This is a genomic window from Kitasatospora sp. NPDC057738 (assembly GCF_042798815.1).
GTDB classification, from domain to species: domain Bacteria; phylum Actinomycetota; class Actinomycetes; order Streptomycetales; family Streptomycetaceae; genus Kitasatospora; species Kitasatospora lactacystinica.
Genome location: NZ_JBHVJT010000102.1, coordinates 11,258 through 24,721 on the forward strand (window position 1 = coordinate 11,258; position 13,464 = coordinate 24,721).

The window sequence follows — 13,464 nt, forward strand, 5'->3', positions numbered from 1 at the left end:
TTTTTTTTGGACCAATGAGCACAGCGGGGCTACCCCCAATTGGGGGAGAAGGGGAACGGCCTCCTCCTTTTGGTCCCGGGGGGGGGGGGGGCCCCCCGCCCCCCCCCCCCCCCCCACGCGCGCATGCGGGCGTCAGGCGCGGTGGTACGGGGCGGGGGTGGCGACCTCGCCGCCGAGGGTGGCGGCGGCGTGGCGGGCCCAGTAGGGGTCGCGCAGCAGTTCGCGGCCGATCAGGACGGCGTCGGCACGGCCGTCGGTGAGGATGTCCTGGGCCTGGGCGGGGTCGGTGATCAGGCCGACGGCGGCCACCGGCAGGTCGGTCTCGCGGCGCACGGCCTCGGCGAAGGGCACCTGGAAGCCGGGCCCGGCCTCGATCCGGGCGTCGGGGACGATGCCGCCGGTGGAGACGTCGAGCAGGTCGACGCCGTGGGCCCGGAGCTCCTTGGCGAGGCGGACGGTGTCCTGCGAGGTCCAGCCCTCGCGGCCGTCCTGCGGGTTCTCGGTGATCCAGTCGGTCGCGGAGACGCGGAAGAAGACCGGCAGGTCCTCGGGCCACACCGAGCGGACGGCGTCGACGACCTCCAGCGCGAAGCGGATGCGGCCCTCGTAGGAGCCGCCGTAGCCGTCGGTGCGGTGGTTGGACGCGGGGGAGAGGAACTGGTGGACCAGGTAGCCGTGGGCGCCGTGGACCTCGGCGACCTGGAAGCCGGCGTCGAGGGCGCGCCGGGCGGCGTCGGCGAACTGCCGCACGATCTCGCCGATCTGCTCCTCGGTCAGCTCGTCCGGGGTGGTGTGGGCGGGGGAGAAGGCGTCGGCGCTGGGGCCGACCGGGGTCCAGCCGTGCTCCTCGTCCGGGGTGACGGGGCGTCCGCGGTCGATCCAGGTGCGCTCGGTGGAGGCCTTGCGCCCGGCGTGGGCGAGCTGGATGGCGGGGACGGTGCCCTGGCTCTTCAGGAAGTCGGTGATCCGGCGGAAGGCGGTGACCTGCGCGTCGTTCCAGATGCCGAGGTCGTACGGGCTGATGCGTCCTTCGGGGCTGACCGCGGTGGCCTCCGTGATGATCAGCCCGGTGCCGCCGGCGGCGCGGGCCGCGAGGTGGGTGAAGTGCCAGTCGGTGGGCACGCCGGCCGCGTCCCCGTTCGGGGCGGCGCTGTACTGGCACATCGCCGGCATCCAGATGCGGTTGGGGACGGTCAGCGACCGCAGGGTGAGCGGGGCGAAGAGAGAGGTGCTCATGTCGGACTCCCGGTGGGTCGGGCCGGCGCCAGGACGCGGAGGCGAATCAAGGGCTGGTGTGCAACTTTTGCAGCTGCATTTACATTCGCAAACAATAGTTGCGCACGCAGGGACTTGCAAGGGTTCTCCGTCGGGCCGGCCCCGCCCCGGGGTCGGCCCCGGGGTTGGGTCCGGGATCGGGCCCGGGTCCGGCGGAAAACCCGTTGGCTTCGGCCGCCGGGCCCGCGATACTCACCCACCGGCGCCGCGCACGACCGCTCCCGGCGCCGGAACAGGGGAGTGCATGGAGTTCTTCGCGTGCGGGCGGTGCGGACACGCACTGACCGTGCCGCTGTCACGGGTCCCGTACCCCGCCTACGCGGGCTTCGGCTACGGCAACGGCCACCCCATGCCCGTCCTCATGGATTCGGGCACCTACGCCGTCGACGACCACCCTCGCAGCGCCTCCCGCTCGATCGTGATCGCCCCCGGCGACGCCCACGGCACCACCCTCGTCCAGCGGCGCGAACCCGGCGCCTGCTGCGGCATCGACGGCCGCAACGGCCCGAACGTCACCTGCGCCGGCTGCGGCCGGAAGGTCGCGACCAGGATCGACGACTGCTCGCTGTGGCAGGCCACCTGGCTGGAGCCGGACGCGGTGCGCCCCGTCCCCGCGGGCCCCGCCCGACCGGTCGCGGACTGGGCGGCGCTCACCCAATGGTGGTGCGCCGCCGAGCCGTTCGACGAGACGGGGCGGTGGGACCCGCGCTGGGAGGCGGAGTCGGCCGTGGTGCTCGCCCACCTGGTCGCCGCCGCGGACGGCTCGCCCGTCGTCCTGCCCGGCGGCCCCCTCGCCGAGGCCTTCCACGCGCTGCTCGACCAACTGCTCCCCCCGGGACGGGCGGCCGGGCGCCCTCCCCGGCGCGTGGCTCTGGCCGGTCCCGGCCTGCCGCTGCCCGGCCCGCTCCCGGACATCGCCGTGGTGCCGCGGCACCCGCAGACCGGCGAGACCTGGCCGGTCCCCGCGGGCGTGGCCGCCGCACCGCTCGCCGTCGGCTTCTGGACCTACCTCGCCCACCACCGCGGACGCGTGGTCACCCCCGTCACCGGCCGGTTGCCCGCCGGCGTGGAGCGCGACGACCTCCTGCCGCCCCATTCCTGGTGCGGCCCGCGCCCCCTGTGGCGGGCCTACCACGCCACCCTGGAACGCCTTCGGGGCGCGGGGGTCGGCAGCTCGTGACGGTGTCGCCGGTGCGGCCGGTGCGGTCGGTGCGAGTCGGGCGGGCGCCGTCGGTGGTGCGGGAAAAGGGAGTCGGCATCCCGTAACGCCGGACGGCGCCGCCCGGGGGAACCGGGCGGCGCCGTCGGAAGCGGGGCGCGGGGGCCGCGTGCAGCGGCGGCCGTCAGCGCGCCGTCTGCGGGAGCCGCTGGGCCGGGACGGCGGCCCGGGCCGTACGCGGCGCGGAGCCGGAGGCGCCGGCGGCGGCCGCGGGGGAGGCGCCGAGGGCGGTGCCGCGGGTTTCCTCGGCCCACAGGACGCAGACCAGCAGGCCGACGGCGGTGGTCCCGGCGGCGATCAGCATGGTCGGGCCGGTGCCGAGCCCGGTCAGCGACAGCGGCAGCAGGTAGGTGCCGACGGCCGCGCCGATCCGGCTGACCGAGGTGGCGACGCCCACGGCGGTGGCGCGGATCTCGGTGGGGAACAGCTCGTTGGGGTACGTCCAGTCGAGCACGTTCGGCCCGCCGCACAGGAAGGCGTACGCGCACAGCGCCAGCAGCGCGACGGCGGCCGGGGCGGTGGGCCACACGCCCAGCAGCGCCAGCGGGACGGTCATCAGCGCGAAGGACCAGATGATGACGGGCCGTCGGCCGCGGGTGTCGATCAGGCGCAGCGCCGGGTAGCAGCCGAGCAGGAAGACCAGGCTGATCAGGCCGGTGCCGAGGGTCTCCATCACGGTGCCGCCCGGCATGCCGAAGGAGGAGAGGATCTGCGGGCCGAAGGTGAGCATCGCGAACAGCGGGCCGACCTGGCACATGAAGAACAGGCCGCAGAACAGGGTGCGGCGCCGGTAGGGCTGGGTCATCAGCAGGCGCAGCCCGGCGGGGCGGCCGCGTTCGGCCGGATCGGGCATCAGCTCGCGGCCGTCGACCCGGACCCCGAGGTGCTTCTCGACCACGCGCACCGCGTCACCGACCCGCCCGTTGGCGGCGAGCCAGCGCGGGGACTCCGGCGAGCCGCGCCGGATCACCAGGAACACCACGCACAGCACCGTGGAGCTCGCCAGCATCCACCGCCAGCTGCCCGGCCCGGCCAGCTCCAGGAACAGGTAGCCCACCACGTAGGCGAGCACCGAGCCGGCGTACCAGGCGACGATCTGCTGCCCGAGCAGGCGGCCGCGCTTCCTGGCGGGCAGCCACTCGGCGAGCAGCGAGGTGGCGATGGGGTAGTCGGCGGCCACGGCCATGCCGAGCACGAAGCGCAGCACGGCGATCGCCCACACCGCGTCCACCCAGAAGGAGAGCACCGAGCAGGCGACCATCACGAGCAGGTCGGCGGTGTACATCACCTCCCGGCCGATCTTGTCGGTCAGCACGCCGAAGAGCGCGCCGCCGACGAACATCCCCACCAGCGCGGCGGCGCCGATCAGGCTGACCTCGGCGGTGGACAGCCCGAGGTCCGGGCGCATCCCGATCAGGGCGACGCCGACGATGCTCAGGATGTAGCCGTCGAGCAGGGGTCCGCCCGAACAGGCCAGGGCCAGCCTGCGGTGGAACGCGGTATACGGGGCGTTGTCGATGGTCTGGGACATGTGCTGGGGGTCCTCCGGAGCGTACGGCACGCACTGCGCACCGTGCGCCGGGTAGACGGCAGGGGAAGACGCCGCCCACCTCGGACGGCGCCATCGCCCGGTCACAACGGGCGACCGTCCACGGTTGCCCCGGTCCCGCGGGGCCGCCACCGGGCCGAAGGTCGAGGGGATTCACGACCAAGGTCCCGAAGCGGACGGGCCCTTCGCCCGTGCCGGAACGGCGCCCGCCCAGTCCTGCCGGGGGCGGCCGCCGCCGCGGGCCGCGGGAGCGCTCCGGGCGTGACCCTTCTCACCCGCGGCCCCCAACAGCCCTGGAACTGTGACCCGTTCCACACCCGGGCGATGCCCGTCCGTACGGGGGCGACCCCGCTGCGTCACCCTGGACGGGCCGCGGCGGGCCGCCGGCCGGCTCCCCGTGAGCGCTCCGTCAGGCCGGCATCAGGCCGGTATCAACCCGGCTCGGCTCGGCTCACCTCGGCGTCAGCCCCAGCCGGGCGAGGCCCGAGTCCAGCGCCGCCTCCAGGTGGTCGGTGGAGCCGGTGGTCAGAAGGATCAGCACCCCGCCCTGGACCCCGGCCAGCAGCGCCGCGGCCTCCCGCTCGGCGTCCAGGCCGGCGGCGAGCGCCCCGCCGTCCCGCAGGTGGCGGATGCCCGCGGCGAGCCGGCGCTGCCACTGCCCCAGCAGCTCGGCGGCCACCGTGCGGCCCGCGTCGGTGGCCGTGCCCAGCTGGGACAGGGCCACGTGCAGCGGGCAGTCGACGCCCTGCGCGCGGTAGCGGGCGAGGACCTTGTCGCGCCACTGCCACCAGGCCTCCCGGGAGGTGAGGGAGTCCAGCTCCGGCTGCTGGTCGTCGAGCACCCGGGCCGCCTCCAGGCGGGCCACGGCCAGCAGCAGTTCGTCCTTCCCGCCGGGGAAGTAGTGGAACAGCTGACTCTTGCTGGTCGCGGTGCGGGCCATCACGTCCTCCAGGCGCAGCGCGAACACGCCCGTCCCGCGGATCTCCAGGGCGGCGCCCTCGACGATGCGCTGCCTGGTCGCGGCGCCCTTGCGGGTCGGCGGCACCTGCCCCTTCGGTACGGTCACGGCAGCAGCACCAGCTTGCCGGTGGTGCGCCGGGACTCCAGGTCCGCGTGCGCCCGGGCCGCCTCGGCCAGCGGGTAGCGGCCGGTGATCCGCGGGGTGAGCCGGCCCGACAGGACGAGGTCGAACAGCTCGCCGGCGCGCCGCACCAGCGCCTCGCGGGTGGGGACGTGGTGGTGCACCACCGGGTATGTCAGCAGGATGCTGTTCGGCAGGTCGGTGGGCCGCAGCTCGGGCACGCCCATGAAGGGGCCGTAGTAGGCGTGCACCCCGTGCGGGCGCAGGGCCAGCTGGGAGGAGCGGAAGGTGTCGGCTCCGCCGCCGTCGTAGACGACGTCGGCCCCGCGCCCGCCGGTCAGCTCCCTGATCCGGTCCTCGAAGCCACCACCGGAGTGGACCAGCACGTGGTCGGCGCCCGCCTCCTTCGCGACGGCGGCCTTCTCCTCGCGGGAGACCAGACCGATCACGGTGCCGCCGCGCGCCGTGACCAGCTGGGTCAGCAACCGGCCCACCCCGCCCGCCGCCGCGTGCACCACGGCGGTGTCGCCCGGGGCGATCGGGTAGGTCTCGGTGCTCAGGTGGCTCGCGGTCAGGCCCTGCATCAGCAGGCCGCCCGCGATCTCGTCCGGTACGCCGTCCGGCACCGCGACCAGCGAGGCGGCCGGGACGGCGAGCAACTCGGCGTAGCTGCCCGGGTGGTAGAACCAGGCCACCCGGTCGCCGACGGTCAGGCCGTCCACCCCCTCGCCGAGCGCGACGACGTACCCCATGCCCTCGGCGCCCAGGACCACCGGTGCCGCCCAGCCCGGGCCGCCCTCGGCCCGGGCGCCGACGTCCATGTAGTTGACCCCCGCCGCGCCCAGGCGCACCAGCGCCTCGCCGGGGCCGGGGGCCGGGTCCGGCAGCTCGGTCCAGCGCATGACCTCGGGGCCGCCGTGCTCCTCGATCCGGATCGCGTGCATGGGCTGACACCTTCCTGTGCGGGCTCGTCGAAGCGGGTCGAAGCGCGTCGAAGCGAGGGAGGGGAAGAGGGGAACGAGCAAGCACGCTAGGCAGTCGACAATGGACCCACAAGTCCAGAAATCCTTACGGCGACGGGCGGTTGCCCCGCGGCCAGCGGCACGGCGACGTCCACGACGGGCTCCTGCGGTCCGGCGGTCGCCCGGTTCGGGTAGTGCACCTCCCGGTTCGGCCCGCCCCGCCCGTACCCGCGGGCGGCGGCCCAGGCGCCCACCGCGTCGTGGGCGGCGGCCATCGCGGTGAAGCCCCGCCGGGTCAGGGCGGTGTACGCCTCGCGGTGCGCGGGTTCGATGCGCACCGCGAACGGGCCGTGCGGCCCGACGTCGTTCGGGGTGGGGGCGCAGACCTCGACCAGGGCGTCGCAGTCCTCGCCCACCAGGCCGTGGTACACCGCGAACAGCGGTCCGGACAGGCACGCGCCGACCTCCCGCAGCCGGCCGAGCAGCAACTCGCCGGCCTCGGCGAGGAAGCCGGGCAGCGCGGCGGCGTCCACGTGCCGGCGTACGAACAGCACCCGCTGCTCGGGCACGTCGCGCTCGGCGATCTCGAACACGGTGGTGCTCCTTCCGCTCAGAACCTCCCGGGCGTAGCCCACCGCCTCCCGGCGGGCCGCGTGCTCGGCCTCCCGCTCCCGCCAGTACGCCAGCAGCTCCCGCTCGCCCGCGTTGCCGTCGGCGTTCGCGGTGCCGTCGGCATCCGCGTCGGCGTCGGGGTCTGCGCCGGGGTCCGGGGCGGCCGCGTCCAGCACGGCCGCGATCCGCGCCAGCGGCAGCCCGGCGGCGCGCAGCAGCGCGATCCGCCGGGCCCGCTCGACCTGCGCCGGGCCGTAGCGGCGCACCCCGGTGCGCGCGTCGACCAGGGCGGGCGGCAGCAGCCCCCGCTCGTCGTAGAGCCGCAGGGCCTTGAGGCTGAGCCTGGTCCGGGCGGCGAGTTCGCCGATGGTGATCACGTTCTCCTGCACGCCCGCCACTGTGCCGCCTTCCCCTGGGGGAGGGGCAAACCCCGGAACGCTATGCGGCGGTACGTCGGCATTCGCACCGGAACCGCCCACAGAAGCCCGCAGAACCCGCGGAAGTCCGTGGAAGCCCGCCGGATCCGCCTCCTGTTCGGGGTGCCGGGCGGGGTGGTTCACCGGGCCGTGGACCGGAGGCCGTCCGTGCACGGTCGGCTGCCCGCGACCTGCGCGGAGACGCCCCCGGGTCGCACCGTCCGTGGGCGAACGACGACTCGGGCGCCCCGTACGCCGCCGGAGGGGACCGGGCCCGCCGCCGGCCCGCCGGGGGGCGGGGGCCGGTGATGGCCCGAGCCGAGAGCGGTTCATATGATGGGAATTCAGTAGTTGACTTGCCGGTGTCATGATCCTCGGAGTGCGCCCGGACCAGGGTGCGCCCGGGGAACCGGGCCGGTCCCGGATCCGCTCCGGTCCTCGGGCTCGATTCAGGGAGATGCATGCGCGGCACCGTGCTCGCCGACCGCTACCGACTGGTGGACTGGCTGGGCGGCGGGTCGATGGGCGATGTGTGGCTCGCCGAGGACGAGGTCCTCGGCCGCCGGGTGGCGGTCAAGGTGGTGAAGCCCGCCCTGCTGGACGAGCCCGGCTTCGCCGAGCGCTTCCACGCCGAGGCCCGGGTCATGGCCCGGCTGCGGCACCCGGGCATCGTCGGCGTGTACGACTACGGGCACGACCGCGGGACCGGCCACGACCGCGACCGCGGGCCCGAGGCCGGGCCCGGCGACGACCACGGGCCCGACGCCGGGTCCGGCGACGACCACGGGCCCGACTGCGGGCCTGACGCCGGGTCCGGCGCCGCGAACGGGCGGCGCCCGGTCGGCTACCTGGTCATGGAGCTGATCGAGGGGCAACCGCTGAGCGCCGTCCTGGAGCGCCGCGGAGCCCTGCCGGTGGCGGAGGCCCTGGAGCTGGTCCTGCAGGTGCTGGAGGCGCTGGAGGCCGCGCACGGGTCCGGGGTGGTCCACCGGGACATCAAACCGGCCAACCTGATGGTCCGTGGCGACCGGACGGTGATCGCGGACTTCGGCATCGCCCGGCCCGACTGCGACGCCCGGACGACCGTCCCGGGGATGGTGCTGGGCACCGCCGCCTACCAGGCGCCGGAACAGGCCTCCACCGGGACGGTCACCGCCTCGGCCGACCTCTACGCGCTCGGCGTGGTCCTCTACGAGTGTCTCGCCGGCCGGCTCCCGTACGAGGGGGAGACCGCCCTCGAAGTGATCCTCAAGCACCTGACGGAGCCCGTGCCGCCGCTTCCCGGGGAGGTGCCCGCGCCGGTGTGGGCGCTGGTCGAGCGGGCGATGGCCAAGGAACCCGGTGAGCGCTGGCCCGACGCGGCGACGATGGCCACCGCCGCACGCCGCGCCCTCACCGCGGTGGAGGCGGCGCCGTCGCCGGGCCCGTCCCCGTCCTGGACAGGGAGTGGGACCGGGCCCCGGCCGGTCGCGGCGCGTGCCCCGCGGACCGGACACGCCCCGCGGACCGGACGCGCCCCGCGGACCGGACGCGCCCCGCGGACCGGACGCGCCCCGCGGACCGGGCACCGCCTGCGAGCGCTGGCCGGGGTGACGGCCCTGACCCTGCTCTGCGTGGCCGGGGCCGCCGGGGCGGCGGTGGTCCGGCCCGACCGGAACGGCGCGCCGCAGGACACCGCCGCCGTCGCCGGGCCCACGGACGGCCCCGCCCGGCCGGACGCCGCCGCGTTCGTGGAGGCCGCCGGCCCGCTCACCGGACAGCCGTCCGCCCCGGCCGCGCTCCCGCTCCCGCCCCCGCCGGCCGTGCCGGGCACGGGCGAGAGTCCCGCCCCCGCCCCGGCCGCGCCCGCGCCGACCACCCGGAGCCCCTTCGCCACGCCCCCCGCCCCGGCCTCCGCCGTGCCCACCCGCGGCTCCGCCCCGCTCCCGGTCCCCGCCTCCACCACCGGGGAGAACCCCGCCGCGCCCGCGCCGACCCCCACCGCCCCGGACCGGCCGGACCCCGGCGAAACGGCCACGCCCACGCCGTCCGCGACGCCGACGCAGCCCACCCGGCAGCCGGTGGCGCCGCTGCCCGAGCTGGCGCGGATCAGCAGCAACGGCGGCACGCTGGACAACTCCTACTCCAAGGACCGGGACGGCAACCAGGTCGACACCTTCGATGCCAACGGCACGCTGGCGCAGGTCTGGCGGCTGGACAAGGTCGACGAGGGGCGGTACTACCTGCGCAACGCCTCCAGCAACTTCACCAAGGGGCTGGACCAGGACAGGGACAGCGGCCGGGTGCAGATCTGGACGAGCCCGCCGTCCAACTGGAACCAGGTCTGGGCCATCACGCCGGTTCCGGGCGGCCACCGGATCGTCAACGCCGACACCAACCTGTGCCTGACGTCCGACGGCGTGGGCCACTGGGTGCGAGTGGCGCCCTGCTCGGGTGCGGACAACCAGGTGTGGACGTTGAGGTGAGCCGCCGGCCGCCGGCCGGGCCCTGGGAGGGTCACTCCGGCAGCCAGGACGGCCACTGCCGGCGGGGCCGCACGGCGGGCCCGCCCGGGCCGATCAGGGCGCGCAGCCGGTTGGCCTCGGGGGAGCCGAGGGAGGCCAGGATGTCGTAGGCCTCCGACCGGTGGGCCCGGGCCGCCTCCCCGTCGCCGTCCCCGCCGCGCTCGGCGAGTGCGTCGCCGAGCGCCGCCAGGGCCAGCCCCCGTCCCCGGCGGTCGCCGTCGAGCGTCAGCACCTCGACCGCCCGGTCGGCCGCCGCCACGGCCTCCTCGCCGCGGCCGACGGCGCGCAGCGACTCGGTGAGCCGCAGCAGCGTACGGCCCGTGCGGCGCCGGTCGTCCGGCCGCAGCAGCGACAGGGCGTTGCGGTGGTGGTGCAGGGCCTGTTCGAACTCGCCGCGGTCGTGGGCGATCGTCCCCATCGAGTCGAGGGCGAGCGCCTGGAGGTCGTGGTCGGCGAGCCGGTGGCAGATCAGCAGGGACTGGTCGACGACGCGGACGGCCGCGTCGAACCGGCCGAGTTCGGTGAACGCGCGGGCCAGGTTGAGCAGTTCGGCCGCCACCGAGCGCCGGTCGCCGAGCTTCTCCCAGGCCGAGACCGCCGCCGTGAAGCCGGCGACCGCGTCGCCCGGCCGGCCGACCTGGACGAACAGGGCGGCCAGTGAGGCGTGGGCCAGGGCGAGCAGCGGCCCCGGCAGGTCGTGGGCGGTGCACAGGTCGCGGGCCCTGAGCAGTTCGGCGAGGGCCGCGGGTTCGGAGCCGACCTCGGTGAGCAGCCGTCCGAGCACCAGCCGGGCCCTGACCTCGGCCGTGCGGTCGCCCTGCCGGAGGGCGGCCCGCAGCAGGACCTTGGCCGCGTGCCCGAGCGGCCGGGTGGCCTGGCCGGTGTCGCACAACAGGCTGCAGCCGAGCAGCAGTTCGGCGACCAGGTCGAGCCGGGGCGGCTCGGGGAGCCCGGCGTACTGGCCGACCAGTGCGCCGATGCCGTGGTAGTCGACGCGGCCGTGGGGCGGCGCCGCCGCACGCAAGGCGGCTCCGGCACCGTCATCGGCTCCGGCACCGCCGTCGGCAACGGCACCGGGCAGGGCGGCGCGGGCGGCGGACGGGCCGAGGGCCGCGACGGTCTCGGCGTGGTGGTGGGCCGCCAGCCGGGTGAGCACGGCGGCCGGGAAGTCCTCCGCCGCCTCCTGCGAGCCGGCCTCCGCCCGCGGCCCGGCCTGCGGGGCCGGGGCGAGCTGCTGGGCGAAGGCGCGCAGCAGGTCGTGGTACCGGTAGCGGTCCGGGGGCGCGGTCTCCAGCATCGAGCAGTCGACCAGCGACTCGGCCAGTTCCTCGGCCTCCTCCTCGGGCAGGCCGAGCACCGCCGCGACCGCGCCCGGTGACAGGTCCGGTACCTCCGGCACCGCCAACAGCCGGAAGGCCCGGGCCTGTTCGGGCATCAGCTGGTCGTAGCCGAAGCGGAACGCCGGTTCGACGGCGAGGTCCCCGGCGCGCAGCACGTCCAGCCGGCGCCCGTGGCCGGACAGCTTGTCGAGCAGCCGGGCCATGGTCCAGTCCGGCCGGCAGGCGAGGCGGGCGGCGAGGATGCGCACGGCCAGCGGGAGGTGCCCGCAGAGCCGGACGAGTTCCGCGGCCGTCCGCTCCTCGGCCCGCAGCCGCTGCCCGCCGATCACCCGGCCGAGCAGGCCGAGGGCCTCCTGCCGGGCGAAGGCGGAGAGTTCGACGACGTGCGCGTTGGGCAGCGAACCGAGCCTGGCCCGGCTGGTGACGAGCACGGCGCAGCCGGGCCGGCCGGGCAGCAGCGGCCGGATCTGTTCGGCGTCCCGGGCGTTGTCGAGGACGACCAGCACGCGTCGGTCGGTGAGCAGCGAGCGGAACTGGGCGGAGCGTTCGGCGAGCCCGGGGGCCAGTGCGTCCGCCGGTACGCCGAGGGAGCGCAGGAAGGTGCCCACGGCCTCCTCGGGGCGGGTCGGGCGGCCGTCGGCGCCGTGCAGGTCGAGGTAGAGCTGGCCGTCGGGGAAGTCGGCGGCCAGCTCGTGCGCGACGTGGACGGCCAGCGCCGTCTTGCCCACGCCGCCCAGGCCGGAGACGGTGGCCACGGGCACGGTGCGGGGGGCGAGCAGGACGGCCCGCAGGGCCTCGGTCTGCGCCTCGCGGCCGGTGAAGTCGGCGAGGTCGGCCGGGACCTGGGTGGGCCGGACCGCCGCCCGGTACGGCGGGCGGGTCCGGTGGGGCGGGCGGGTGGCGGCGGCGGGCCGGGGCCGCGGGGGCGCCACGAGGCCGGTGTCGGCCACCAGGATCCGGCGCTGCAGTTCGCGCAGTCCGGGCCCCGCGCTGACGCCGAGCTGCTCGCGCAGCCGCTGGTCCGCCGTGCGGAAGAGGCCCAGGGCCTCGGCCTGCCGGCCGGTTCCGTAGAGGGCGAGCATCAGCAGTTCGGAGAACCGTTCCCTGAGCGGGTGTTCGGCCACGACGGCGGTCAGCTCGGCGACGAGCTCGCCGGACGGTCCGGCCTCGATCTCGGCCTCCAGACAGGACTCCAGGACGGTCACCCGGCGTTCGGCCCACTCGCCGCGCTGCCGTTCGGCGTAGGGGCCGGGGAGCGCGGTCATCGGCTCGCCCTGCCACAGGGCCAGCGCCGAGCGGAGCGCGCCGGCGGCGTGGGCGTGCTCGCCGTCGGCGCGCAGTTCCTTCGCCTCGTCGAGGAGCTCCTCGACGCGGTGGGTGTCCAGTGCGCCCGGGTCCAGGGCGAGCAGGTAGCCCCCGCTGAGCGTGGTCGGCGCGTCGGGCCCCAGGACGCGGCGCAGGCGGTGGACGTAGGTGCGGATCACGGCGGAGGGCTTGGCGGGCGGCTCCTCGCCCCACAGGTCGTCGACGAGCTGACCGGTCGACACCGGGTGGTTGGCCCGCAGCAGCAGCGCGAGCAGCAGGCTCCGCTGCTGCGGCGACCCGAGCACGAGCTCGCCGCCGTCCCGCCACCCCCGCAGCGGCCCCAGCACCGCGAACCGCAAACCACCCACCAGCCGTCCCCCTCCGCCCGCGCAACGATCCCCCCGGCGCATGATACCGACCGCATCACCCCTGGTCAGAGGCGCCGTGCCCGGTCCGGGCGGTCGACGGCGCGCTGCTTGTCCATCGCCTGTCAACACATTGTCGACCGCCTGTTGACGGGCGCGGCCGAGGCTTCGAGCAGTCGGACCGCACCGATGCGGTCCGGGAACGAGAGGAGTACTCCATGGCACAGCGGAAGTCCCTGGTCCGTTCGGCCCTGGCCGCGGCGGGCGTCGCCGCCGCGCTGTTCGCGACGGCCGCCCCGGCCGGCGCGGCCACCGCGGACCAGCAGCCGGCGCAGGCGCTGAGTGCGGCGCGCAGCACGCAGGTCGCGGTCGTCAACTGGACGGGCTGCGAACTGCGCCTGCAGAACGCCTGGCTGGACCACGGCATCTGGTCGAGCGGCCTGGCCCCGGACGCCATCGTGCGCGACGGGAATACCGGGCGCTGGCAGTCCGAGAGCAACGGCCTCCTCACCGGGACCGAGGGCCACGTCATCTACGACGCGGAGAACTGCGGCAACCCCGGGCTCAACGGCAAGCGCGTGCAGCTGCACTGGAACAACCCGTACGCCGGCAGCAACGGCTACGACTCCGCCGGCTCCGACCCGATGTTCCGGTTCGCGCAGAGCGGGGGCAGCGGCAACAACGCCGCCGTGTACTGGACGATCACGGGCCCCTGAGCGGCAGCCGGTTGACCGTCGGGGGGGGGGGAGGGGGAGCCCCCCCCCCCCCCAGGGGCCCCCGAGGGGGGGGGGGCTGGTGGTGGGTTCCCCCACAAAACGGAAAGGAAGTTTTTTTCC

General features: G+C 76.0%; 9 protein-coding genes. 3 read left to right on the top strand and 6 right to left on the bottom strand.

Translation table 11 applies throughout. The features are described from left to right. Positions 1-132: 132 nt before the first annotated feature. Positions 133-1,236, bottom strand: coding sequence for an NADH:flavin oxidoreductase/NADH oxidase (locus ACFVGO_RS36140; protein ID WP_380356437.1), 1,104 nt, complete (start codon positions 1,234-1,236; stop codon positions 133-135). Positions 1,237-1,519: 283 nt separating this feature from the next. Between ACFVGO_RS36140 and ACFVGO_RS36145 the strand changes: the two genes are divergently transcribed. Further along, positions 1,520-2,455 carry a hypothetical protein gene (locus ACFVGO_RS36145; RefSeq protein WP_380636362.1) on the top strand — a complete coding sequence of 312 codons (936 nt, stop codon included), beginning with the start codon at positions 1,520-1,522 and terminating at the stop codon, positions 2,453-2,455. A gap of 163 nt (positions 2,456-2,618) precedes the next feature. Here ACFVGO_RS36145 and ACFVGO_RS36150 read toward each other — a convergent pair whose 3' ends face one another. The 4 genes from ACFVGO_RS36150 to ACFVGO_RS36165 form a co-directional block, all read right to left on the bottom strand. Then, on the bottom strand, positions 2,619-4,025 hold the full coding sequence (locus ACFVGO_RS36150; RefSeq protein WP_380636364.1) for an MFS transporter: 1,407 nt from the start codon (positions 4,023-4,025) through the stop codon (positions 2,619-2,621). Between the two features lie 469 nt (positions 4,026-4,494). Further along, positions 4,495-5,088 (bottom strand): TetR/AcrR family transcriptional regulator, encoded by a 594-nt coding sequence (locus ACFVGO_RS36155; RefSeq protein WP_380356475.1) that lies wholly within the window; start codon positions 5,086-5,088, stop codon positions 4,495-4,497. A gap of 17 nt (positions 5,089-5,105) precedes the next feature. Continuing rightward, positions 5,106-6,068 carry a quinone oxidoreductase family protein gene (locus tag ACFVGO_RS36160; RefSeq protein WP_380636366.1) on the bottom strand — a complete coding sequence of 321 codons (963 nt, stop codon included), beginning with the start codon at positions 6,066-6,068 and terminating at the stop codon, positions 5,106-5,108. Positions 6,069-6,154: 86 nt separating this feature from the next. Then, positions 6,155-7,087: a MerR family transcriptional regulator gene (locus tag ACFVGO_RS36165; RefSeq protein ID WP_380636368.1), complete on the bottom strand. Its 933-nt coding sequence runs from the start codon at positions 7,085-7,087 to the stop codon at positions 6,155-6,157. Between the two features lie 488 nt (positions 7,088-7,575). Between ACFVGO_RS36165 and ACFVGO_RS36170 the strand changes: the two genes are divergently transcribed. Beyond that, complete coding sequence (locus ACFVGO_RS36170; protein ID WP_380636370.1) at positions 7,576-9,579, top strand: protein kinase; 2,004 nt, start codon at positions 7,576-7,578, stop codon at positions 9,577-9,579. 31 nt (positions 9,580-9,610) lie between these two features. On the opposite strand, the gene ACFVGO_RS36175 is transcribed toward ACFVGO_RS36170, so the two are convergent. Continuing rightward, the gene (locus ACFVGO_RS36175) at positions 9,611-12,631 is read right to left on the bottom strand and encodes a BTAD domain-containing putative transcriptional regulator (protein WP_380636372.1); all 3,021 of its coding nucleotides are present in this window, start codon (positions 12,629-12,631) and stop codon (positions 9,611-9,613) included. A 215-nt stretch (positions 12,632-12,846) separates the two neighbouring features. Here ACFVGO_RS36175 and ACFVGO_RS36180 point away from each other — a divergent pair, with 215 nt between their 5' ends. Then, positions 12,847-13,344 carry an aegerolysin family protein gene (locus ACFVGO_RS36180; protein WP_380356454.1) on the top strand — a complete coding sequence of 166 codons (498 nt, stop codon included), beginning with the start codon at positions 12,847-12,849 and terminating at the stop codon, positions 13,342-13,344. Positions 13,345-13,464: the final 120 nt, after the last annotated feature.